Origin of the sequence: Cellulosimicrobium sp. KWT-B (assembly GCF_002127155.1) — a bacterium.
Taxonomy (GTDB): Bacteria; Actinomycetota; Actinomycetes; order Actinomycetales; family Cellulomonadaceae; genus Cellulosimicrobium; species Cellulosimicrobium funkei.
Genome location: NZ_NEDO01000001.1, coordinates 161,931 through 185,619, shown reverse-complemented (window position 1 = coordinate 185,619; position 23,689 = coordinate 161,931). Strand labels below are relative to the sequence as shown.

Annotated in this window: 17 protein-coding genes and 1 riboswitch; of the genes, 7 read left to right on the top strand and 10 right to left on the bottom strand. The window is 76.6% G+C overall.

Annotation, left to right across the window (positions count from 1 at the left end):
• Positions 1 to 55: 55 nt before the first annotated feature.
• The gene (locus B9L22_RS00770; protein WP_086148914.1) at positions 56 to 649 is read right to left on the bottom strand and encodes a hypothetical protein; all 594 of its coding nucleotides are present in this window, start codon (positions 647 to 649) and stop codon (positions 56 to 58) included.
• Positions 650 to 701: 52 nt separating this feature from the next.
• Positions 702 to 1,313, bottom strand: a complete 612-nt coding sequence (locus B9L22_RS20660; RefSeq protein ID WP_086148913.1) for a hypothetical protein — start codon at positions 1,311 to 1,313, stop codon at positions 702 to 704.
• A gap of 137 nt (positions 1,314 to 1,450) precedes the next feature.
• Between B9L22_RS20660 and purN the strand changes: the two genes are divergently transcribed.
• The gene (gene purN, locus B9L22_RS00760; RefSeq protein WP_086148912.1) at positions 1,451 to 2,092 is read left to right on the top strand and encodes a phosphoribosylglycinamide formyltransferase; all 642 of its coding nucleotides are present in this window, start codon (positions 1,451 to 1,453) and stop codon (positions 2,090 to 2,092) included.
• On the opposite strand, the gene B9L22_RS20110 is transcribed toward purN, so the two are convergent.
• Entirely contained in the window at positions 2,089 to 2,709 is a 621-nt protein-coding gene (locus B9L22_RS20110) for a helix-turn-helix transcriptional regulator (protein ID WP_233139550.1), read from the bottom strand. The two genes, purN and B9L22_RS20110, sit on opposite strands and share 4 nt — an antisense overlap.
• A 104-nt stretch (positions 2,710 to 2,813) precedes the next feature.
• On the opposite strand from B9L22_RS20110, the gene B9L22_RS00750 reads away from it, so the two are divergent.
• Both B9L22_RS00750 and purH read left to right on the top strand, forming a co-directional pair.
• Entirely contained in the window at positions 2,814 to 4,208 is a 1,395-nt protein-coding gene (locus tag B9L22_RS00750) for an MFS transporter (protein ID WP_086148911.1), read from the top strand.
• Positions 4,209 to 4,212: 4 nt separating this feature from the next.
• Positions 4,213 to 4,301, top strand: a riboswitch (ZMP/ZTP riboswitch).
• 60 nt (positions 4,302 to 4,361) lie between these two features.
• Complete coding sequence (purH, locus tag B9L22_RS00745; protein ID WP_086148910.1) at positions 4,362 to 6,056, top strand: bifunctional phosphoribosylaminoimidazolecarboxamide formyltransferase/IMP cyclohydrolase; 1,695 nt, start codon at positions 4,362 to 4,364, stop codon at positions 6,054 to 6,056.
• Positions 6,057 to 6,138: 82 nt separating this feature from the next.
• Here the strand turns inward: purH and B9L22_RS00740 are convergent, their stop codons facing one another.
• Positions 6,139 to 7,542, bottom strand: coding sequence for an FAD-dependent oxidoreductase (locus tag B9L22_RS00740; RefSeq protein ID WP_086148909.1), 1,404 nt, complete (start codon positions 7,540 to 7,542; stop codon positions 6,139 to 6,141).
• Positions 7,543 to 7,596: 54 nt separating this feature from the next.
• Between B9L22_RS00740 and B9L22_RS00735 the strand changes: the two genes are divergently transcribed.
• The gene (locus B9L22_RS00735; protein ID WP_086148908.1) at positions 7,597 to 8,028 is read left to right on the top strand and encodes a DUF3017 domain-containing protein; all 432 of its coding nucleotides are present in this window, start codon (positions 7,597 to 7,599) and stop codon (positions 8,026 to 8,028) included.
• Positions 8,029 to 8,179: 151 nt separating this feature from the next.
• Here the strand turns inward: B9L22_RS00735 and B9L22_RS00730 are convergent, their stop codons facing one another.
• Positions 8,180 to 9,238 carry an MIP/aquaporin family protein gene (locus B9L22_RS00730; protein WP_233139548.1) on the bottom strand — a complete coding sequence of 353 codons (1,059 nt, stop codon included), beginning with the start codon at positions 9,236 to 9,238 and terminating at the stop codon, positions 8,180 to 8,182.
• A gap of 373 nt (positions 9,239 to 9,611) precedes the next feature.
• Here B9L22_RS00730 and B9L22_RS00725 point away from each other — a divergent pair, with 373 nt between their 5' ends.
• The 3 genes from B9L22_RS00725 (at position 9,612) to B9L22_RS00715 (ending at position 15,789) form a co-directional block, all read left to right on the top strand.
• Positions 9,612 to 10,829 carry an NADP-dependent isocitrate dehydrogenase gene (locus B9L22_RS00725; protein ID WP_074809017.1) on the top strand — a complete coding sequence of 406 codons (1,218 nt, stop codon included), beginning with the start codon at positions 9,612 to 9,614 and terminating at the stop codon, positions 10,827 to 10,829.
• 152 nt (positions 10,830 to 10,981) lie between these two features.
• Positions 10,982 to 11,968: a malate dehydrogenase gene (locus B9L22_RS00720; RefSeq protein ID WP_086148906.1), complete on the top strand. Its 987-nt coding sequence runs from the start codon at positions 10,982 to 10,984 to the stop codon at positions 11,966 to 11,968.
• A gap of 164 nt (positions 11,969 to 12,132) precedes the next feature.
• A complete protein-coding gene (locus B9L22_RS00715) occupies positions 12,133 to 15,789 on the top strand; it encodes an ABC transporter ATP-binding protein (protein ID WP_086148905.1) in 3,657 nt (1,218 codons plus the stop codon).
• On the opposite strand, the gene B9L22_RS00710 is transcribed toward B9L22_RS00715, so the two are convergent.
• The 5 genes from B9L22_RS00710 to B9L22_RS00690 are packed head-to-tail and all read right to left on the bottom strand — an operon-like array spanning position 15,774 to position 23,688.
• Positions 15,774 to 17,798 (bottom strand): FAD/NAD(P)-binding protein, encoded by a 2,025-nt coding sequence (locus B9L22_RS00710; RefSeq protein WP_086148904.1) that lies wholly within the window; start codon positions 17,796 to 17,798, stop codon positions 15,774 to 15,776. The two genes, B9L22_RS00715 and B9L22_RS00710, sit on opposite strands and share 16 nt — an antisense overlap.
• On the bottom strand, positions 17,795 to 19,789 hold the full coding sequence (locus B9L22_RS00705; protein WP_086148903.1) for a hydantoinase B/oxoprolinase family protein: 1,995 nt from the start codon (positions 19,787 to 19,789) through the stop codon (positions 17,795 to 17,797). The genes B9L22_RS00710 and B9L22_RS00705 overlap by 4 nt, the downstream gene beginning before the upstream one ends.
• Before the next feature lies 1 nt (position 19,790).
• A complete protein-coding gene (locus B9L22_RS00700; RefSeq protein ID WP_086148902.1) occupies positions 19,791 to 21,926 on the bottom strand; it encodes a hydantoinase/oxoprolinase family protein in 2,136 nt (711 codons plus the stop codon).
• A 3-nt stretch (positions 21,927 to 21,929) separates the two neighbouring features.
• Entirely contained in the window at positions 21,930 to 22,787 is an 858-nt protein-coding gene (locus B9L22_RS00695) for an ABC transporter permease (protein WP_233139545.1), read from the bottom strand.
• The gene (locus B9L22_RS00690) at positions 22,780 to 23,688 is read right to left on the bottom strand and encodes an ABC transporter permease (RefSeq protein WP_198947172.1); all 909 of its coding nucleotides are present in this window, start codon (positions 23,686 to 23,688) and stop codon (positions 22,780 to 22,782) included. Before B9L22_RS00690 ends, B9L22_RS00695 begins: the two co-directional genes overlap by 8 nt.
• Position 23,689: the final 1 nt, after the last annotated feature.

Here is a 23,689-nt window from a genome sequence, read left to right as displayed (position 1 = left end):
CGACACGGCGGGTCAGCCGGGGCCGGGTCCGGCCGGACCGTGGCCTCTGCGGCGGTCAGACCGCGGGCGGGGTGCGCGGCGGGGTCGCGTCGAGGCCGACGACGGACGCCGGGACCGCGCACCCGGGAGACGCGGCGAGATCCATCCTCGTCACCGCCGACCAGCCGTCCTCGGTGAGCGGGAGCTCGAACGGGGCGTCCTCGCCGGCCGCGGTGCTCGCCGCCCAGGCCTCGAGCCCGTCCGCGAGGGCCGACCAGTCCTCGGCCCAGGACCGTGCCGGCCGGTCGGCGTCGAGGACGTCCGCGGGCAGCGCGCCGACGGCGGCGGCGAGCGCACGGGCACCCTGGGCGACGTCGAGCGCGGCGGCGGCACGTCCCTCGGGAGACGTCGCTGCGGCGAGCGTCACGCCGGCCTCCTGCACGCGCGCGCAGGGATCTGCCGCCACGGTCAGGACCCGGTCGTCCTCGACGAGCTCGGGCGCGTCGTGCGCCGCGAACGGCACGACCACCGCGACGACGCCCGCCACCAGGGCGACGACCGCGACGGGGACGGCGAGCCACCACCAGCGCGACCCCGCGCGACGCAGCCCTTCCCGCGGCACGGGCGGGAGCGGCGGGGGAGCCTCGGGCGGCGTCGTCGGCACGGTCACGCGCTCACCCTAGGGGTGCGACGTCACGAACCGGTGACGGAGCCTCGACGCGTCAGGAGGACGCGGGGGCGGGGGTCGGGAACCAGCGCGCGAACTTCTCCTCGAGCGCGTGCGTGCGCTCGACGTCGCAGCGCTTCTCGGCCGAGACGGTGATCGCGCCGTCGAGGCACTGCTGGTGCGCGAGCGCGACGTCCCACGTGACGAGCGTCGAGACCATCTGGAGCGCGAGCATGGCCGAGAGCCCGACGCCGATCCCGAGGGCCGGGACGAGCGCGCCGCGCACGCGGGCCCGCCAGACGGCCAGCAGCGCCCGGATGCCCACGACGATCGCGCCGAGCGCGAGCGCGAGGCTCACCGCCTGCCACGGGAACGGCATGGTGCTCACGACGATGACGGCGAGCAGGAGCAGGCCGAAGTGCAGGGTGCGTCGCGTCGCCTGCCGGGCGAGCTCCGGGTCGGGCTCCGCGGGCTCGGGCGGCACGGGGCGCCGGTGGCCCGGCCCGGCCTGCTGGTCCGGGCGCGCGGGGGCCGGGGGGATCGGCGCGGGGGCGGGGCCCGGTGCAGGCGCCGGCGCGTCCGGACGCGCTCCGTCCTCCGGCTGCGCGGGCTCGGGTCGAGGCTGCTGCGGCGCGTCGGGACGGGGCGGTGCGTACGGGTTGCCCACGGGCAGCTCCTCGGTCGGTCGGGCGGCTCGCGGTACATTCTCCCATCGGAGGCTGCGTGCCCCGACGGGTGTCCCACCGGCCCGCCGCCGCGGTCGCGCTCCGTGACCCGCGACCCCTCGAAACCCGCAGGAGCACCGTGCAGACGCCGTCCGGCCACCCCGTCGAGTCCACCTCCGCCGCCCGCGTCGTCGTGCTGGCGTCGGGGGCGGGCAGCAACCTCGCGGCGCTCCTCGCCGCGCACGACGACGCCGCGTACGGCGCGCGCGTCGTGGGCGTCGTCTCCGACAAGGCGGACGCCGGCGGCCTTGACCTCGCCCGCGAGGCGGGCGTCGCCGCTGTCGTCGTGGCCCCCGGCGACTTCGCGGACCGGGCCGCGTGGAACGAGGCCGTCGCGCAGGCGGTGGACGTGTTCCGGCCCGACCTCGTGGTCCTCGCCGGGTTCATGCGCATCCTCGGTCCCGCGTTCGTGGGCCGTTTCGCAGGCCGCACGCTCAACACCCACCCCGCGCTCCTGCCGTCCTTCCCCGGTGCGCACGGCGTGCGCGACGCGCTCGCCTACGGCGTCCGCGTGACGGGCTGCACGGTGCACATCGTCGACGACGGCGTCGACACCGGCCCGATCGTCGCCCAGGTCGCGGTGCCGGTCGAGGACAACGATGACGAGTCGTCGCTGCACGAGCGCATCAAGGTGGCCGAGCGGGCGCTGCTCGTCGAGACCGTGGGGCGCGTGGCGCGTGAGGGTCTGCGCGTCGACGGCCGTCGGGTCGTGCTGGGCTAGTCGGCGGGCGCCTCGGCCCGTCGGCCGGACGCGACCTCTCCCGGCGAGGGCGCGGGGTCGTCGTCGTCCGCCGGGGGCAGGTCGCGCGGGGCGAGCACCGCGAGCACCTGGTAGGTCTCGCGGCGCGCCTCGGGGTCCGCGCGCCCCTCGTCGAGCGCGCGCGTGTTCCAGCGCTCGACGAGCTCCTGGAGCTCGCGCGACATCGTCGTCGCCTGCTCGGGGCTGAGCACGAGCGTGCTCAGCGCGAGGATCCGGTCCTCGCGCGCGCCCATCGCGCTCCCGCGGCGGAACGTCTCCTCGGCCCAGGCGAGCGCCGGGCGGACGACGTGGCGTACCGCGTCCGGCGTCCCGGGCTCCACCGCGTAGCTCTCCGCGACGTTCTTCCAGACGCGGTCCCGCCGGTCCCGGGCGTGCTCGGGCGCCTCGACGATCATGCCCGCCCGGGCGAGGACCCGGAGGTGGAAGCTCACGGAGTTGGCGGGCTCTCCGGTGGCCCGGGCGAGGTCCGCCGCGCGCGCGTGCCCGAGGACGGCGAGCTCCATGAGGATCCGCTGGCGCAGCGGGTGCGCGATCGCGCGCAGCGCCGCGGGGTCCTGGACGTGGAAGGTCTCGAGCACAGGCCGAGGCTAGCAACGCCCGAGTGTTCCGCACGGGGGAGTGCTCACCACAAAGTGCGCAATGACTATTGCGCAACTCTCGTTGCGCACGTAGGTTCTCCTCCATGTCGAACCCGCCTTCCGCGCCCCCGGGACCCCGCACCGCTCCGACATCCGACCCCGGTGCCGCGGTCGGCGTCGCGCCGGACGCGCCGCCGCCGCTCCTGCGCAACCGGTCCTACCTGCTGCTCATGACCGGGTTGACCGCGGAGTCGCTCGGCGCCGGGGTGGCGCTCTTCGCGGTGCCGCTCGTGGCGTACGGGCTCACGGGGTCCGTCGTGCAGGCGGGGGTGGTGGCCGCCGTCGGGCAGGTCGGGGCGCTCCTGGCGACGCTGCCCGCGGGCGTCGTCGCCGACCGCGTGGACCGCCGGCGCCTCGTCGTGGGCGCGGCGACCGTCGGGGCGCTGCTCTGGGCGACCGTCGCGGTGGCCGCCGGCACCGGGTCGCTCTCCGCGTGGCACCTCGCCGCCGTCCTGTTCGGGGCCTCGGTCGTCGGCGCGCTCGTGGACCCGGCGACGAGCGGCGCGTTCCGCTCGGTCGTGCCGGTGCCGCAGCTCCCGACGGCGCTCGCGGCTGCCCAGGGCCGGGACGCGGTGGCGAGCCTGCTCGCCGGCCCACTCGGCGGGGCGCTCTACGCCGTCGCGCACGCCGTGCCGCTCGCCGGGGCCGCGATCGGGCACGCGGCGACCGCGGTGTGCACGTGGCTCGTGCGCGAGCCGCTCAACGGCGACGTCGTGGCCGCGCGCGCCACCCGGCCCGTCGCGGCGCTGCGCGAGGGGCTGCGCTTCGTGTGGTCCGTGCCGCTGTTCCGTGCGCTGCTCGGCCTCTTCGTCGTCATCAACGTCGCGTTCGGCAGCCTCATGGTCGGCATCAACCTCGAGCTCGTGCGGACGGGCACGGCGCCGCTCCTCATCGGCCTGGTCGACCTCGCGGTCGGCGTGGGCGTGCTCGTCGGCGCGGTGCTCGCACCCCGGCTCGTCGCGCGGGTCCGCGCGGGGGCGCTCGTCGTCGCGGCGCTCGGCGTGCTCGCCGCGGGGTCCGTCGTCATGGCCGTGCTGGAGTCGTACGCGGCGTACCTCGCGGTGCTGCCGTTCGCCCTCCTGCTCGTCCCGGCCGTGAACGCGGGCCTGTCGGGGTACGCCGCGGCCGTCACCCCGCCGCAGCTCCAGGGCCGGCTCGCGTCCGTGCTCGGGCTCACCGGCCTCGCGGCGGGCCCGCTCGTCCCGCTCGTCGGCAGCGGGCTCCTCGAGCGGTTCGGGCTCGGGACCGCGCTCGCGGTGCTCGCGGGGCTCCTCGTCGTCACGGTCGCGGTCCTCAGCGCGGTCCGCCCGCTCTGGCGGGTCGGCACGCCCGACACCTGGGCCGACGACGCGGCCGCCCTCGCCGCGTCGGGGGTCGTGCCGGGCGCGGTGCCGGGTGCGGTCCCGGCCGAGCCGGGAACGCCGCCGTCGGGCCGCTAGACTGGTCGACGGCCGCGACTGGCGAGGGTGGGAACGACCACCGGGGAGCGGCCGGATCTACCTGCTGGAGCGTCGACCGCCTGGGCGCCTGGGTTCTGCCACTCGCGTCGGCTCCGTCGGCGCGGCGACCGCGACCCAGAGGAGCCCCTCGTCATGTCCCACCCGGCCCCGCACGTGCCCTCCGCCCCCGACGTCCAGCTCACCGACGACTCGCGGCGCCCCGTGCGCCGCGCGCTCCTGAGCGTCTACGACAAGACGGGCCTCGTCGAGCTCGCCACGGTGCTGCACGCCGCGGGCGTCGAGCTCGTCTCCACCGGCTCGACGGCGTCGACCGTCGCGGCCGCGGGCGTCCCGGTGACGAAGGTCGAGGACCTCACCGGGTTCCCCGAGTGCCTCGAGGGCCGCGTCAAGACGCTCCACCCGCGCGTGCACGCCGGCATCCTCGCGGACTCGCGCAAGGCCGACCACCTCGCGCAGCTCGACGAGCTCGGCATCGCGCCGTTCGAGCTCGTCGTCGTCAACCTCTACCCGTTCGCCGCGACCGTGGCGTCGGGCGCGGGGCCGGACGAGGTCGTCGAGCAGATCGACATCGGCGGCCCGTCGATGGTCCGTGCGGCGGCGAAGAACCACCCGAGCGTCGCGGTCGTCGTGGACCCGGCCCGGTACGACGACGTCGTCGCGGCCGTGCAGGCGGGCGGCTTCACCTACGCGCAGCGCAAGGCGCTCGCCGCCGCGGCGTTCGTGCACACCGCGACGTACGACGTCGCCGTCGCGTCCTGGATGGGCAACGTCGTCGCGCCGACGGACGCGGTCCCGGTCGAGGGCGGCGCCGAGGGCGAGACGGTGAGCACGGGCTTCCCGGCGTGGATCGGCGCCACGTGGGACCGCGCCGACGTGCTGCGGTACGGGGAGAACCCGCACCAGCGCGCCGCGCTCTACACGGTCGGCCACGGTGCGACGGGGCTCGCCCAGGCGACGCAGCTCCACGGCAAGGCGATGAGCTACAACAACTACGTCGACGCCGACGCCGCGTGGCGCGCCGCGCACGACCACGACGAGCCGGCCGTCGCGATCATCAAGCACGCGAACCCGTGCGGCATCGCGGTCGGGACGGACGTCGCCGAGGCGCACGCCCGTGCCCACGCGACCGACCCCGTGTCGGCCTACGGCGGCGTCATCGCCGCGAACCGCGTCGTGACGAAGGCGGCCGCCGAGCAGATCGCGCCCGTCTTCACCGAGGTGGTCGTGGCGCCCGGGTTCGAGCCGGACGCGCTCGAGGTGCTCCGGGCGAAGAAGAACCTGCGCCTCCTCGTCGTCGACGCCCCGCCGGCGACGACCGTCGAGACCCGCCCGGTCAGCGGCGGGCTGCTCGTGCAGAGCACGGACCGGGTCGACGCCGTCGTGACCGACGCCGAGGGGAACGTCACCGGCGGCGACGCGCCCGAGCACTGGACGCTCGTCACGGGCGACGCCGCGGACGACGCGACGCTCGCCGACCTCGCGTTCGCGTGGCGCGCGATCCGCGCGGCGAAGTCGAACGCGATCCTCCTCGCGCGCGACGGGGCCGCCGTCGGGGTCGGGATGGGGCAGGTCAACCGCGTCGACTCGTGCCGCCTCGCGGTCGAGCGCGCCAACACGCTCGCGGACGGCGAGGAGCGGGCCCGGGGCGCCGTCGCGGCCTCCGACGCGTTCTTCCCGTTCGCAGACGGCCTGCAGATCCTGCTCGACGCCGGCGTGCGCGCCGTCGTCGCGCCGGGCGGGTCGATCCGCGACGCCGAGGTGATCGAGGCCGCCCGCGCCGCGGGCGTGACGATGTACTTCACGGGGACGCGTCACTTCGCGCACTGACCTGGCTGCTCGACGGCCCGCCGGTCCTCGGACCGGCGGGCCGTCGCGCTCGGGGTCGCGGGCGAGGGGTGAGGCGAGGGCGTCAGGCGAGGGCGTCGCGCAGGCGCCGGGCCGGGTCGAGCGCGACGTCGAGGTCGACGCGCAGGCGGCCCGTCCGGTTCATCGCCTTGCGCACGGGGCCGACGTCGCGCGGCGAGTCGACCAGGAGCACGGCCCGGACGTCGGTGACCCGGGCGGCCGGGTCGGCGGCGGGGGCGCCGGGTCCGGAGCGCGCCGCGGGCGCGAGGTAGAACGCGGCCCAGCCCTCGTGGCCGGTGGCGCCGCCCGCGGGGTCGCCGCGCAGCACGACCTCGTCGCCCTCGGCGGGCACCCCGAACAGCGCGAGGTCGTGCCCGAGCTGCTGGGAGAACACGTACGGCGCGTGCGCGGCCCGCTCGCCGTCGTCGCCGAGCAGCGCCGCGACGGTCGCGTCCGGGTCGTGGAGCGCCGCCGACCAGTGCCCGCCCGGGACGGGACCGAGCACGGGGTGGTCGCGGTTCGCGCAGTCGCCGACCGCCCAGAGGCCGGGCAGCCCCGGCACGGCGCCGTCCGCGTCCACGGGGACGCCGCCGCGCGCGTCGCGGGGCACGACGCCGTCGAGCCAGTCGGTGGCGGGCCGGGCGCCCACGGCGGCGAGCACGACGTCGGCCGGCAGCTCGCGGCCGTCGGCGAGCCGGACGCCGTCGGGCCGGACCTCCGCGACGGTGGCGCCGGTGACGAGCTCGGCACCCGCGGCCGCGTACCAGGGCGTGAGGTGCGCCCCGACCTCCGGGCCGAGCTGGCGGTGCAGCGGCGCGCCCGCGGCCTCGACGACGGTGACGTGCGCACCGGCGCCCGCCGCGACCCCGGCGAGCTCCGCGCCGATCCACCCGGCCCCGACGAGGACGAGGCGCAGGCCCGGCCGGAGCGCCGCGCGCAGGGCGTCGGCGTCGGCCGCTGTGTGGAGCACGCGCGCGTGCCCCCAGCCGCGCGGCCGCACGGGCACGGAGCCGACCGCGAGCACGACGGCGTCGGCGGCGAGGCGGTCGCCCGACCGCGTCTCGACGGACCAGCCCGGAGCGTCGGGGGCCCCGGCCCGCTCGAGGCGCACGGCCGGGTCGGCGAGGCGGACGTCGTCGGCGAGCGCGTCGACGTCCACCCCGAGGTCGTCGGCGAGCCACGCGGGGGAGGGCCGGCTGAGGAGCTCCTTCGACAGGGGCGGGCGGTCGTACGGCGGCAGGCCCTCCGCGCCGAGCAGCGTGACCCGCCCGGTGTAGCCGCGGCGGCGGAGCGCGGCGAGGGTCTGGGCGCCCGCGAGCCCGGCGCCGACGACGACCACGGACGACGGCGGCCCGCCGTCGTGGCGCGTGGTCGTCGGGCCGGTCGCGGGGTCGGCCGCAGGGCCGGTCGCGGGGTCGGTCGAGGTGGCGGGGGGAGCGGACGGGACCGGCGGCACGACGGACGGCATGCACGTCACGCTAGGGCACGACGGTAGGCTTCCGGGCGTGGAAGGTGCAGCAGCGTGAGCGACGTCACCGCGGACGGGGGGACGCGGCACCGGCCACGCGCGACGCTCGTGCCGGTGTGGCACCACGTGGACGACGAGACCGGCGACGGGACGGCTCCCGAGGGTGCTCCGGTGCCCGACGACGCGACCCCGCCCCCGGTGCCCGAGCCGCCCGCGAGCCTCGCGCCGTCCCGCCAGCCCGCGATGTGGCTGGTCCTCGCGGGCGTCGCCGTCGCCACGCTCGTGGCCGTCCTCGCCGGTGCGCGGGCGGGCTGCTTCGCGCTCTCCGGGCTGCTCGCCGTCGCGGGCGTGTGCCGCGCGGCGATCCCGGGCCCCGGCCCGGTCGGCATCACCGTCCGGTCGCGCGGGCTCGACGTCTTCTTCTTCCTCGCGCCCGCCGCGGTCATGGCGTTCCTCGCGCTGAGCCTGGACCAGGGCGAGCTCTGACCTGCCCGCGCGGAGCGCGGCCGACGCGCGGCCCGCACGAGCGCACCGCACGCCGGGAGACCCGCGCGGCGAGACCTGCACGGGGAGACCTGCACGACGACGGGCCCGGACCGCGTGCGCGGTCCGGGCCCGTCGGGCGTGCGAGAAAGGGTCAGGCCCGCGGGGCCGTGCCCTCACCGGGGGCCGGGGCGTCGGGGTCGTCCGTCTCGACGACCTCCTCGACCGCGACCACGTCACCGTTCTCGTCCGTGACGACGACCGCTTCCTCGACGACGGTGCCTGCACCGGTGCCGACGACGGCCGCGCCCGCACCGGCGGCGGCGCCACCGGCGACCTCGGCCTCGGTCAGCGTGACGACGTGGTCCTCGCCGAGCAGGTCGTCCTGCTTCGGGGCGAACGCGAACGCCCGGTAGAAGAGGCCCGCGATCGCGGCGCCGAGGAGCGGCGCGACCCAGAAGACCCACTGCTGCTTCCACAGGTCCCCGTCGCCCGCGAAGACGGCCGACGCCATGGAGCGGGCCGGGTTGAGCGACGCGTTCGTCACGGGCACCGCGACGAGGATCAGGGCGGTGAGGGTGAGGCCGATGACGACCGGCGCGTACTGCACGGTCGCGCGCTTGTCGGTCACGCCGAGGATCACGCCGACGAACACCGCGGTCGCGATGGTCTCGATGAGCAGCGCGGCGAGCAGCCCGAACTCGGTGCCGCCCTGCGACGCCGTGGAGAGGGACGAGAAGTCGCCGTAGCCGTTCGCGGTCGAGACGAACAGGCCGCCGCGGTCCTCCTGCCCGACGAGCGCGGGCAGCGAGTTCGGGACGGTGGCGAGCAGGACGAGGCCCGCGAGGAGCGCGCCGACGAGCTGCGCGACCCAGTAGGGCAGCACGTCGCGCCACGCGGTGCGGCCGCCGATGGCGGCGCCGAGCGTCACCGCCGGGTTGAAGTGGCCGCCGGAGACGTTGCCGACGGCGGCGGCGCCGGCGAGCAGCGCGAGGCCGCCCGCGAGAGCGACCGCGAGGGCGTTCTGCTGGCTGACGAAGGTGTACAGCGCCACACCGATGATCGCGAGGACGAGGAAGAACGTGCCGAAGACCTCGGCGCCGAGGCGCGCGAGGAGGCTGGGCTGGACGACAGCGACGGCCTCGGTCTGCGCGGGGCGCGCGTCGTCGACGTAGCCCTCCGGTGCGCCGGGAGCGGTGGTGTCCTGGGACATGATGATCCTGTCTGGTTCGGTGGGAACTTCGGGCAGTCCCGGCCCGGTGTGCCACGGTGCGGCACCGGCGGGCCGTCGGGACGACGGCACGATGCCTGACCGAGTGCCCGGCCATTCCGGCATCTGGGGGCATCTTGCCACCACCACCCGGGAGATGCGTGGAAATCTGCGGTGCCGCACCTGAGAACGGACGCCGGGTCTCACGATCCGAACGGTCCGCCGGGCGTCGCCAAAGTATCTTGACGTCGAGAAGTCGAGTACCCTGGACCGCGGTCAGCAACGCCCTCGTGTGCGACGGACCGGGCCCACGGGCCGCACGGTCGCCGTCCGACACCCGGGGGCTCCAGTCCCCGACAGTTGGAGCGATCTGCGCATGGGCAAGATCAAGGTCGTCAACCCGGTCGTCGAGCTCGACGGCGACGAGATGACGCGCATCATCTGGCAGTTCATCAAGGACCGCCTCATCCACCCGTACCTCGACGTGGACCTCAAGTACTACGACCTGTCGATCCAGAACCGCGACGCGACCGACGACCAGGTCACGATCGACGCCGCGCACGCGATCAAGCAGTACAACGTCGGCGTCAAGTGCGCGACGATCACGCCCGACGAGGCGCGCGTCGAGGAGTTCGGCCTGAAGAAGATGTGGGTCTCGCCGAACGGCACGATCCGCAACATCCTCGGTGGCGTCGTCTTCCGCGAGCCGATCATCATCTCCAACATCCCGCGCCTCGTGCCGGGCTGGAACAAGCCGATCATCATCGGCCGTCACGCCCACGGCGACCAGTACAAGTCGACGAACTTCAAGGTCCCCGGCCCGGGCAAGATCACGATGACGTTCGAGCCGGCCGACGGCTCCGAGGCGCAGAAGTTCGAGGTCGTGACCATGCCCGAGGAGGGCGGCGTCGCGATGGGCATGTACAACTTCAACGAGTCGATCCGCGACTTCGCGCGCGCCTCGTTCGCGTACGGCCTCCAGCGCGAGTACCCCGTGTACCTCTCGACGAAGAACACGATCCTCAAGGCCTACGACGGTGCCTTCAAGGACATCTTCCAGGAGGTGTTCGACGCCGAGTTCGCCGAGGCGTTCGCCGCCAAGGGCCTCACCTACGAGCACCGCCTCATCGACGACATGGTCGCCTCGGCCATGAAGTGGGAGGGCGGCTACGTCTGGGCCTGCAAGAACTACGACGGCGACGTCCAGTCCGACACCGTCGCGCAGGGCTTCGGCTCGCTCGGCCTCATGACGTCGGTCCTCATGACCCCGGACGGCCAGACCGTCGAGGCCGAGGCCGCGCACGGCACGGTGACGCGCCACTACCGCCAGCACCAGCAGGGCAAGCCGACGTCGACGAACCCGATCGCGTCGATCTTCGCCTGGACGCGTGGCCTCATGCACCGCGGCAAGCTCGACGGCACGCCCGAGGTCACCGAGTTCGCGCAGACGCTCGAGGACGTCGTCATCAAGACGGTCGAGTCCGGCAAGATGACGAAGGACCTCGCGCTCCTCATCGGCCCGGACCAGGAGTGGCTGACGACCGAGGACTTCCTCGCCGCGCTCGACGAGAACCTCAAGGCGCGCCTGGGCTGATCCGGCCCGCACCGCACGCCCGACGGCGGCGTCCCCTGCGCAGGGGGCGCCGCCGTCGTCGTTCCCGGGGGCGCTCGGGGAGCGAGAGGGGGGCACCGGCCGGTCCGCCGCCCCGCGCGTCCGGGCGGGTCGCGTTGTGGGAGAGTGAGCGCATGACTTCCCCCGTGAACGTGACGGTGACCGGCGCGGCCGGTCAGATCGGTTACGCGCTGCTGTTCCGCATCGCGTCGGGCCAGATGCTCGGCCCCGACACCCCCGTGCGCCTGCGCCTCCTCGAGATCCCGCAGGGCGTGAAGGCCGCCGAGGGCACGGCCATGGAGCTGGACGACTGCGCGTTCCCGCTGCTCGCCGGCATCGACATCTTCGACGACCCGACGCCCGCGTTCGAGGGCACGAACGTCGCGCTCCTCGTGGGCGCCCGCCCGCGCGGCCCGGGCATGGAGCGCGGCGACCTGCTCGAGGCGAACGGCGGCATCTTCAAGCCGCAGGGCCAGGCGATCAACGCGGGCGCGGCGGACGACGTCCGCGTCCTCGTCGTCGGCAACCCCGCGAACACGAACGCGCTCATCGCGGCGTCGAACGCGCCCGACGTCCCGAAGGACCGGTTCACCGCGATGACGCGCCTGGACCACAACCGCGCGCTCACGCAGGTCGCGAAGCGTGCGGGCGTCCCGGTGTCCGAGGTGCGCAAGGTGACCATCTGGGGCAACCACTCGGCCACGCAGTACCCCGACCTCTTCCACGCGGACGTCGCGGGCACGCCGGGCGCGCAGCTCGCCGAGGACCGCGAGTGGCTGGAGAGCACGTTCATCCCGACGGTCGCGAAGCGCGGCGCGGCGATCATCGACGCGCGCGGCGCGTCGTCAGCGGCGTCGGCGGCGAACGCGGCGATCGACCACGTGCACGACTGGGTCCTCGGCACGCCCGAGGGCGACTGGACGAGCGCGGGCGTCGTGTCGGACGGGTCCTACGGCGTCCCGACCGGCCTCATCTCGTCGTTCCCGGTGGTCTCGCGCGGCGGGTCGTGGGAGATCGTCCAGGGCCTGGAGCTCTCGGACTTCTCGCGCGGGCGCGTCGACGCGTCGGTCGCGGAGCTCCAGGAGGAGCGCCAGGCCGTCGAGGAGCTCGGCCTGGTCTGAGCCGTACCACCGCGGCCCGGGTCCTTCGGGACCCGGGCCGCGCTGCGTCCGGGGCAGACCCGGGCCGGCCCCGGGTCGTCCCCGCGCCGACCGGGCCGGGCAGGGCTGCGGGCAGCGAAAATCCCTGCGTCGGCGGGGGTGGGTCGCCGTAGGGTCGTGGGGCCATGATCGACGCCTCCCTGCCGACCGAGCAGCCCACGAACCCCCCGTCCGACCCGCACGCCGCGCCGTCGGCCGCCGCCCCGCGCTCGCCCGACCCGGCCCGGCGCCTGGACTGGCGCCGCCTGCGCGGGCCGCAGGCCGTCGTCGCGCTGCTCGCGCTCACCGTGGGGGCGGTCGGCGCCGCGCTGGGCACCGTCATCGCCGGGTGGCTCGCCGAGGACCCGACGACGGCGACGCTCCAGCTCCTCGCCGCGTGCGTCGTCGGCGCGGCGCTGCTCGACACCGTCGGCCAGGTCGTGTGGGCGGGCGTGGTCGACCGCGCCGAGGGCCGCCTGCGCGGCGACCTCCTCACCGCGGCGCTGCACCAGCCGCTCGCCACGCTCACGGAGCAGGCGGTCGGCGAGGTGCTCGACCGCGTCGACGACGACACGCACGCCGTCGGCACGCTCGTGCGCCGTCAGCTCTGGGGCGCGGGCCGCACCGTCGTCGGCGTGCTGCCGATGTGGGTCGTCGCCGGCCTCACCTGGTGGCCGGCGTGGGTCCTCTTCCCGGTGCTGGGGGCGGTCGCGTGGTTCATCGTGCGCCCGATGCTGGGCGAGATCGCGCGCCGCAAGGTCATCGAGGAGATGGCGTGGACGGACCACGCCGCGGCGTTCGAGGAGTCCGTCGCCGCGCGGGACGACCTGCGCACGAGCCTCGGGCAGTCGTTCGCGATCCGGCGCCTCGCCGAGCGGTCGGCTTTGGTGCACCGCAAGTTCGAGGCCGTGCTCGTCGTCGAGGCGCGCATGCTCCGCCGCGCCGGTCTCGTGCTCGCCTCGCTGCTCGCGGGCGTGGCCGTGGCGGGCGCCGCGCTCGCCGCGGACGGCGACCTGGGCGTCGACCGGCTCGTCACCCTGTTCCTCGTGACCGCGCTCTTCGTCGGGCAGGTGGACAACCTGGTCCACCACCTCCCGGACATCCAGGAGGGGCTGGGCGCGCTCACGCGCATCCGGCAGATGCTCGCCGTCGAGCCCGAGCCGACGGGCGGGCGCACGCTGCCCGCCGGGCCGGTCGGGATCGAGGTGCGCGACCTGCACTTCTCCTACGCCGAGGGCACGTTCGCGCTCGACGGGGTGGACCTGCACGTGCCCGCGGGGGAGACGGTCGCGCTCGTCGGGCGCACCGGCTCGGGCAAGTCGACCCTCGCGTCGCTGCTCTCGCGCGCGGTCGAGCCGCCGCGCGGCGCCGTGCTCGTCGGCGGCGTGGACGTGCGCGACCTCGACCTCCAGGCGCTGCGCGCGGCGGTGGGCGTCGTCACGCAGCGCACCGAGATCCTCGCGGGCACGCTCGCGGAGAACGTCGCGCTGTTCGCGGACGTCCCGCGGTCCGACGTCGAGGCGGCGGTGCGCGAGCTGCGGCTCGACGACTGGGTCGCGGGCCTGCCCGACGGCCTGGACACCCTGCTCGGTCCCGGCGGGACGTCGCTCTCGGCGGGGGAGGAGCAGCTCGTCGCGTTCGCGCGCCTGCTGGTGCGCGACGTGCAGGTCGTCGTGCTCGACGAGGCGACGGCGCGCATGGACCCGCTCACGGAGGCGCGCGTCGTCGCCGCGTCGGAGCGGCTGCTCGCGGGGCGCACGGGCGTGCTCGTGGCGCACCGGCTCACGACGATCGAGCGGGCCGGGCTGCTGGCCGTCCTCGACCACGGCCGGGTCGTGCAGCAGGGCGAGCGCGCCGCGCTCGCCCACGCCCCCGGTCCCTACCGCGACCTGCTCGTCGCGAGCGTCGCGCAGGACGGCGGCCCGCGCGCCGACGACGTCGACGACCTCGCGCCCGGCGACCCGGCGCCCGCCGCCGCGCCCGCGGCGTCCGCGGCCGTGCAGGACGACGCGGTCGCGCAGGACGACGCGGGCGCCGAGGGCGACACGCCCGCGGCCCGCGCCTCCGACGCGGTCGGCGGACGCCGACGGCGCGGCGAGCCGCCGGTCCTCGACGACCCGGGCGACGGGCCGAGCCTCGCGCGCGGCGTCGCGCACGCCCTGTTCGTCCGCCCGGCGTGGGGCGTGGTGGGCGCGGTCCTGTTCCTCGTCACGAGCCTCGTCTCGGCCCAGGGCGCCGTCACCGGCTTCCTCTGGGGCCAGGCGGTCCAGGACCTCGGCTCCGGCTTCCCGGCGCGTCAGCTCGTGCCGCTCGCCGTGCTGCTCGTGGTCGCGCCCCTGTGCCTCGCGTGGGCGCTGTACGTCTACCCGCGCTGGTGGGTCGAGGTGCTGCTGCGCGTGCGCATGGCGGTCATGGCGGGCCAGACGCGTCAGCACCGGCTCACGGCCACGCCGCCCGGCGAGGTCGTCGCCCGTGCCATGGACGCCGATCGGTTCGTCCGGTACGCCGACCGCTGGGTCGACTTCGTCAACGGCCTCGTCATCGCGGGCGTCACCGCGCTGCTCAGCCGGTCGTGGCTCGCCGGCGCGGTGCTCCTCGCCGTCATGGTCGTGTCCGCGGCGGCGTCGGCGCTCGGGCGGCCGATCGCCGGGCGGTCGGCGACCCGCTCGTCGGCCGCGCGCGCCCGGTTCGGCCGAGCGCTCGTCTCGGCGCTCGACTCCGCGCGGACGGTGAAGCTCGCCGCCCGCACGCCGCAGGTGCACGCGCACCTGCGCGAGGTGGACGCCGGGCGCGTGCGCGCCGCCGTCTTCGAGCACCGCGTGCAGGCCGCGCTCGACGGCGTCCCGCTCGTGATGATCCAGCTCGGCGTCGTCGCGGCGTGGGCCGGGCTGCTCACCGGGACGTGGGACCTCGCGACGGCGCTCCTCGTCGCCAACGCCGTGACCGGCTTCGGCTGGTTCGGGGTCGTCGCGGGCGCCGTCGTGACCGAGGCGCCGGGCACCCGCTCGTGGCAGCGCGCGACGAGCCGGTTCGCCGCCGGGACGGACCTCATGGACCTGCCGCCCGGCGTCGACCTCCTCACCGGCGCCGCCCCCACGCCCGACCCGGGCCCCCGGCGGCCGCTCGAGCGGATCGACCTGGACGGCGTGACCGCGCTGCACGACGACGGCACGATCGGCGTCCAGGACGTCGACCTGTCCGTCGGCCGCGGTGAGCTCGTCCTGCTGCTCGGGCAGGTCGGCGCGGGCAAGTCGAGCCTGCTCTCGGCGCTCGCGGGCCTCATGGAGCACACCGGCCGCATCCGCTGGAACGGCACGGACGTCGTCGACGCCCAGACGTTCCTGCGGCCGGGCCAGGTCGCGCACGTCGCGCAGGTGCCGCGCGTGCTCTCCGGGACGTTCGCGGACAACGTGCGGCTCGGCCACGAGCGTGACGTCCACGGGCCCGTCGCGGCCGCGCGGCTCGAGCGGGACGTCGTCGAGGCGGGCGGGCACGAGGCCCTCGTCGGGCACCGCGGCGTCCGGCTCTCGGGCGGCCAGGTCCAGCGGCTCGCCCTGGCGCGGGCGCTCGCGACCGACGCCGAGCTCCTGCTGGCCGACGACGTCTCCAGCGCGCTCGACGCGGCGACGGAGATCGAGCTGTGGGAGTCGCTGCGCGAGCGGGGGACCACGGTCGTCGGCGCGACGTCCAAGCGCGCCGCGCTCGCCCGGGCGGACCGCGTGGTCGTGCTCGCCGAGGGCCGGGTCGCCGCCGTCGGGCCGTGGTCCGAGCTCGCCCCGCGCTGGGGTCACCTCGCGGGCTGAGCCTCCAGGACCCGGCGCGCGGCGACGTCGGCCCCGGCGAGCAGCGGGGAGGGCACGCCGGGGCTCGCGCCGATCGCGGAGCCGCGCTGCACCGCCTCGGCGGGGATGCCAAGCACCACGACGCGGTCGTCCGGCGTCCCGGAGGCGTCGACCAGCGCGAACCCGTCGCGCGTGACGTCGAGGCTGTCGGACGCCACGGTCCCGCCCTGCGCGGTGGGGAGCGGGTGCCGCCGTGCGCGACCCGAGTCGAGCAGGGCGCGCAGCAGCGGGTCGTCGGTCGGGCCGACCGCGCCGCGGGACATCCGCGTCTCGACGAGAGCCCGAGCGCGGACCGGTCCGCGCACGCGGCTGCGGGCGACGTACGCCCCGTCCTCGACCTCGACGCGGGTGTCCTCCCCGAGCAGCTCGACGACGCCGGCATGGACGAGCGCGAGGAGCTGCGCCGTGCGACGCGGTGGCGGCCCGGAGGCCAGCGCGAGGCCGAGGGGCGTCAGCTCGCCCTCGCCCGTGGTCTCGAGCGACGTGCCGTCGACCACCCCGGCCCCGACGAGCCGGGCGACCTCGCCGCGCAGCGTCTCCATGGCGCGGTTGACCCGGGCGCGCGGCGACGTGCGCGGGGACGCCACGGAGTCCTGCTCGTCGCGGACCCAGCGCTCGACCGAGGCGGGCCAGCAGGCGGGCGCGACGAGGGGCGGCCGGTCCGCCCGGGCCGGGTCGAACGCGTCGGCGGGGTCCCGCACGAGCGCCGCGGCGGTCGCGGCCGGGTCCGGCGAGGAGGCGACGCGACGGACGACCTCGTCGGGGGAGAGCGGCTCGCGGAGGGCCGCGGGCCGGTGCTCGGCGAGCGCCGAGAGGTGGGCGACGACGAGCTCGGCCGCGACGAGCGGCCGCACGTCGCGCGCGAGGTCGACCACGGGACGCCCGCCTGCCTGCGCGAGGAGCGCGTCGAACCGCGCGCGCGTCGCGACCCGAGCCGCGTACGCGGCGGGCGGGCCGTCGTCCGGCGCGCCCTTGCCGCGGTAGGGCATCCCGCGCCGCGAGCCGGCGAGCAGGTGCGGCTCGGTCCCGGCCGGGAGGTAGCGCAGGGCGTCGCCCGCGTGCGGGCCGTCGGCACCCCCGTCGTCGCAGGAGCGGCCCGCGGCGTCGGACGAGGAGCCGGTGCGGGCGTCGACGAACCGGCCGCCCCGGCCGAGCGTGAGCAGCGCGAGGACGTCGAAGAAGTTCGCCCCGAGCCCGACGACGAGCACGTCCTCGCCCGCGGGCACCGCGTCCCAGCCCCGTTCCGCGGGCATGCCGGGCGCCACGTACACCAGCCCGTGGGCGCGCGCCGCCTCCGCGAACGCCGTAGTGCGTGCCGACGGGCGCGCCTGGACCATCCCCTGGGCGAGCACGACGACCGGCGCGCGCAGGGTCCGCGGGCCCGGGCGCGCAGGATCCGGCGCCAGCACGACCTCCCGCTCGCCCGGACCGGCCCGGCGCACGTCGACGACGGTGCCCTGCACGGGCACCAGCTCCACGCCGCCGCGCCGCGCCGCCTCGGCGAGCTGCGCGCGGTAGTAGGCGCCCTGGAGCCGGCGGGACGGGTAGGACGCGGGACCGATCGCGCGCGCCTCCGCCCCGACCCACGCCGGCTCCCGGGGCGGTCCCGCGTCCTCGGCGGCGCCCGGGTCGCCGGCCGCCGTGGCGCGGGCCCAGGCCACGAGGTCCGGGCCCGTCACCACCGGGCCGGGCTGCGGTGTCGAGTCGTCCGCGTGCACCGTCGTGCGTGCCGCCGTCGTGTTGTTGAGCAGGAGCGGGGACTGGTCGGTGCGCCACGTCGCGCCCGCGCCGACCTCCACCCGGTCGACGACCGCGACGCGCAGCGGGGCGAGCCCCGGGTCCGGCGCCGCGCCCCAGACCGCGTCCGGACGACGCCGGGCGGCGAGCCGCGCGACGACGGCGACGGCGCGCGGACCTCCGCCCACGACGACCGCGTCGAGGCGCGGTGCGTCCTCCTGCCGGTCCGTCACGCGCCCGGCGTCCCCGCGAGGTCGGCGACGGCGGCCGCGAACGTGCGCGCCGCGGCGTCGAGCGCCGCCTCGTCCGCGGGGGCGCCTGGGAACCGGTGGGGCAGCGCGTCGAGGACGCTGCCGAGCACCGCACGCCGCCGCGCCGCGCGCGTGGTCGTCGGGAGCGTGCGGAGGTAGGCGTCCAGGCGGTCGGCGAGGTCGGGCGGGAAGACCCGCTCCCAGCGCTCCCGTTCCGGCCCCAGCGCATGGACGGGGGCGGACGTCGTCGCGCGCCGGGACCGTTCGGCGGCGGTCGCCGCGGCGTCGACCGCGCCGTCGCGCACGACCACGCCGTACGCCTCGCGCGCGTGCGTCGGCGTCACGAGCCCGGCGGCGACGTCGGCGGCGACGGCGGCCGTGTCCCGCAGCAGCGGGTCGCCGTACCCGCCGGCGCCCGAGGTGCGCAGCACGACCCGGTCGCCCGCGCGCAGGGGCTCGACGTCGACGACCGACAGCCGGCGCTCGTCCGGTCGGCCCTCGTTGACGACGAGCTCGGTGAGCGCGCCCGGGTGCCCTCCCGCGAACCCCCACGGCCGGAAGCGCAGCCGCTCGAGGCCCCGGGCGAGCAGCGCGCCGTCGGTCAGCGCCTCGATCTCGAGCTCGAGCCCGCTGCCGCCGCGCCACCGGCCGGCACCGCCGGAGTCCGGGCGCAGCGCGTAGCGCAGCACGCGGACGGCGACGTTCGCCTCGACCGTCTCCACGGGGTTGTTCGAGAGGTTCGAGATGCCGGAGTCGCGGCCGTCGGCGCCGTCGGCACCGTGCCGCGCGCCCGTCCCGCCGACCATCGGCTCGACCACGTCCACGCGCGACCCGTCGGACGCGGCGAACACCACGGGCACGACGAGACCGCTCGACGCCGCGGGGAGCACCTCGGGCGCCGCCTGGACGAGGGCGCCCGACACGACGTCGTTGACGCGCGACGTGGTGGCGTGGCGCACGCCGGTCGCGGCCGTGCCGGTGGCGTTGAGGAGCGTCCCCTCGGGCGCCGTGAACCCGATGACGTCCATGAGCCCGCCGTTGAGCGGCACGGCCGGGTCGAGCGTCCCGACGATCGCGAAGATCCGGGTCACGACCCAGGAGTGCGCGCGACCGAACGTCACCATGTTGAGCGCGGCCTCGACCTGCGGGTCGGTGCCCGTGAGGTCGAGGTGCACGGCGCCGTCGTCGACGGTCGCGGTGACGACGACGCGCAGGGGCACGTCGCTCACGCCGTCGTTGTCGAGGAAGTCCTCGAACCGGTAGGTCCCGTCGGCGAGCGTGCGCAGCGCGGCGCGGGCCCGCGTCGCGCTCTGCCTGCGCGCGAACCGGCCGACCTCGGCGAAGCCGTCCGCGCCGAGCTCCGCGGTGAGCTCCGCGACCCGCCGCCGCCCCGTGCCGAGCGCCGCGAGCATGGCGTGCAGGTCGCCGCGGTTCGCGTCGGGCGTGCGGGAGTTCGCCGCGAGGATCGCCTCGACCTCCCGCACCACCGTGCCGCCGCGCACGTACCGCACGGGCGGCACGCGCAGGCCCTCGGCGTGCACGGAGTCGTTGAGGACGCTCACGGAGGACGGCACGCGCCCGCCGACGTCGGACACGTGCACAAACGCCCAGGCGTAACCGACGAGCGCGTCGCCCTCGAACAGCGGAGCCAGCGCATGGACGTCCGGCAGGTGCGTGGAGAGGCCGCCGGACAGGTAGGGGTCGTTGGTCAGGACGACGTCGCCGGGGGCGAGCGGGCCGTCGGCCGTCGCCGCCTCGATCGCGGGAGCGAGGTCGAGCCCGACGAAGCCGGAGACGCCGACGTCCTGCGGGTAGGCGACGAACCGGCCCGAGAGGTCGGCGACGGCGCACGCGAAGTCGGCCGCGTCGCGCACGTACAGGCTCCGGCTCGCGCGCCGCAGCGTCAGGCACATCTCCTCGACCGCGGCCTGCAGCCGCGTGTGCGCGACGTCCTTCTCGACCGTCGTCAGCACGTCAGCCCTCCTTCTCGGCGCGGTCCCGCACGAGGTGCAGGTTCCCGCCGTCGTCGCTCGTCGCCGTCCACCCGGCCGGCACGAGCACGGTCGTGTCCGGCTTCTCGACCACCGCGGGGCCCGCGACCGACGCCTCGCCGCCGGTCGGCGCGAGCGTGTGGACGCCTGCGGGCCGCGCGGTGCCGTCGTAGCGGACGGCACGCGTGCCGGTCGCGACGAACGTCGCCCCGCCGCTGCCGGACCGGACCTCGCCCAGGTGGACGGTGACGCTCGCGCGCACGGTCTCGGCCCGCACGACCGCCACCGGGTCGGCGAACCCGTGCACGCGCTCGTGCTGCGTGGCGAACCGGCGCAGGAGGACGTCGGCCGACGGTCGCGGGGGCGGGGCCCCGGCGTCGGCGGTCGACCGCTCGCCGAGCACGACCTCGATCGTCGTCGGCTGGCCCGCGTAGCGCAGGTCGGCGCTGACGGTCACGGTGCCGCTCGCCGTCACGTCCTGCGTGCGCAGCCAGTCCAGCAGCTCGTGCTCGAGCTCGGCGCCCGCGGCGGCGAGCGCGTCGAGCGACGCGTCGTCGACGACCGTCCGCACGGTGCGGGCGACGTCGCGCCGGACGGGGGCGATCGCCGCGCCGAGCGCGCAGAACGTCCCCGCCGCGGCAGGGACGAGGACACGACGGACGCCGACCTCCTCGGCGAGGAGCGCGGCGTGCGTCGCCCCGGCCCCGCCGAACGCGACGAAGGTGTACCGCTCCGGCACCTCGCCGTGCGCGGCGAGGACGGTCCGCAGGCGCGCGGCCATGCCGGCGGAGGCGACGCGGAACGCGGCGTCGGCGACCGTGTCGGCGCGGTCCGCGCCCCCGGCGGGCTGGGCGGGCCTGTCGTCCTCGTCCAGGTCCGCGGCGACGCGCGTGAGCGCCGCCGTCGCGAGGTCCGCGCGCAGCGGGAAGGTCCCGCCGAGGAAGGTCCGTGGGTCGATGACGCCCGCGTGCACGTACGCGTCCGTGAGCGCCGGCTCGGTGCCGCCCGCGTCGTAGGCGGCCGGGCCGGGGACCGCGCCGACGCTCGCCGGACCGACGCGCAGCACGGCGCGCGCCCCCGAGCGGTCGGCGCTCACGACCGAGCCGCCGCCCGCGCCGATCGCGGAGACCTCGACGACGGGCGTCATGAGGGGGTGCGGACCGACGGTCGCGGTCGTGGTCAGCACGGGCCGCCCGCCGCGCAGCACGCCGATGTCGCTGCTCGTCCCGCCCATGTCGATCGTCACCATGTCCGTCCCGGGCCACGCGGTGGCGGCCGCCGAGACGCCGCCGGCGGGACCCGAGAGCACCGTCTGCACGGGCCGCCGCATCGCGGAGCCGATCGAGACCGACCCGCCGTTCGACGTCGTGATGTACACGCGCGCGTCGACGTGCAGGCGCCGGAGCCGCTCGCGCAGCGCGCTGAAGTAGGCGGTCATGAGCGGTGTGATCTGGGCGTCGAGCAGGGCGAGCGTCGTGCGCTCGTACTCGCCGGCCTCGGGCCACACCGCGGCCGCCGACGTCACGGGGACGTCCAGCTCCGCGGAGACGCGGTCCGCGAGGCGCTGCTCGGCCTCCCGCGCGGCGTAGCCGCCGACCAGGCTCACGGCGACGACCTCGGGCGCGACCGCGCGCAGGCGCGCGACGAGCCGGCCGAGCTCGGCGTCGTCGACCGCCGTCCCGACGGCGTCGCCGTCGGAGGTGAACCGGTGGTCCACCTCGAGCACGTGCTCGCGCGGCACGACCGGCCGCGCGGGCACGGCGTGCAGGTCGAACGAGCGCGGCATCCGGGCGCGGGCGATCTGCAGGACGTCGCGGTGGCCGCGGCTCGTGACGAGCGCCGCGCGCGCGACGCGGCCCTGGAGGATCGCGTTGAGGCCGATGGTCGTGCCGTGCGCGACGGCGGCCACGTCCGCCGCGTCGATGCCGCGCGCGAGGAGCTGGGCGAGCCCCGTCTCGACGCCCTCCGACGGGTCGTGCGGCGTGCTCGGGACCTTGTGGGTGACCGCCTCGGCGAGCGACCACGACGTGCCGTCGCCGGGGACGGCGACGAGGTCGGTGAACGTGCCACCGACGTCGATGCCGATGCGCCAGCGACGGCGGGTTGCGGGGGGCGTCATGGTCTACAGGAACCTCGAGACGTGGACGGTGCGGTCGAGCACGGCGATGGTGACGACGCTGACGAGGAGGAGGAGCGTCGAGACGGCGGCGACGGTCGGCTCGAGCTGGACCTGCACCGCGGAGTAGATGCGGACGGGCACGGTCGCCTCGCCCGCGCCCGCGACGAGGACCGACACGGCGACCTCGCCGAGCGAGATGACCGCCGCGAGGAACGCGCCCGCGACGATCCCGGGCCGCAGCAGCGGCACGGTGATCGTGAGGAACGTGCGCAGCGGGGAGGCCCCCAGCGAGCGCGCGGCACGCGGGAGGCGCGGGTCGAGCGCGGCCGCGCTCACCGCGACGACGCGCACGCAGAACGGGAACGTCACGACGAGGTGCGCGAGCCACAGCCCCTCGGCGGACCCGACCATGCCCGTGCGCTGGAGCTGGTAGAGCAGCGCGAGCCCGACCATGACGCCGGGTACCGCCATGGGGGAGAGGAAGAGCAGCCCGAGGGCGCGATGCCCGGGGAACGTCCCGGCCCCGACGGCGTACCCGCCGAGCGTGCCCAGCACGACGACGACCGGCACGACGAGGAGCGCCACGCGCAACGAGTACCCGAGCGCGTCGAGCCACTGGGTCGAGCCGAAGACCTCCGCGTACCAGCGCAGCGAGAGCCCCGAGGGCGGGAAGCGGAAGTTGTTGTCCGCGTTGAGGGAGCTCACGGCGACGACGACGAGCGGGAGCAGGAGGAACGCGCACACGAGCAGCACGGGGACCAGGGCGAGCGCGCGGCGCGCCCGGGCGCCCCGGCCAACGGGGCGCGGGGTGCGGCGGCGCGGGTCCCGCGTGGCCCGGCCGGACGACAAGGGCTCAGCCACGACGCCCCCGCTCCGCGGCGCGGCCCAGGAGACCGACGAGCCCGCACACCACGAGGGTCACGGTGAGCAGGACGAAGCTCAGCGCCGCGGCGCGGGGCTGGTCGAACGCGACCATCGCCTCGGTCTGGATCCGCAACCCGGCGAGGGACTGGTTCGCGCCGCCCACGAGGAGCGGCGTGACGTACACGCCCATGCTCAGCGAGAAGACGATGACGAGCGCCGCGACCACGCCGGGCGTCGCGAGCGGCAGGACGACGGACCGGAACGTCCGCAGCGGCGACGCCCCGAGGTCGGCGGAGGCGCGCAGCAGGCTCGTGTCGATCGCGCCGAGCGACGCGGACAGCGCGAGCACCGCGAAGGGCAGGAGCACGTGGACCACGGCGAGGAAGACGGTCCAGGGCGAGCGCAGCAGCGGGAGCGACTCGTCGGTCAGGCCGAGGGCCTGGAGCGCGACGTTGACGGGGCCCTCGCCCGCCATGACCACGCGCCAGCCGAACGAGCGCACGACCTCGCTCGTGAGCAGCGGCGACAGCGTGACGACGAACACGAGGCTCTTGCCCACCGCCGACGTCGAGCGCGCGAGGTACCACGCGACGGGGAACGCGAGGACGAGGCACGTGCCTGTCACCCGGACCGCGAGCCACAGGCTCTCGACGACGGAGCCCCACAGGTAGGGCGTGGTGAAGACCTCGCGGTACTGCGCGAGCGTGAGGCCCGGCAGCGGGTTGTTCATCGCGTCGGTGGGCCGCAGGCTGAGCACGAGCAGCCCCGCGAGGGGGACGAGGAACGCGACGACGACGAAGGCCGTCGGCACGACGGCCGCGACGAGGCCGCGCGTCTCGCGGCGCGGGGCGCGCGTGGTGCGCCCGGGCGTCGCCGTCGAGGGCAGGGTGGTGGTCACG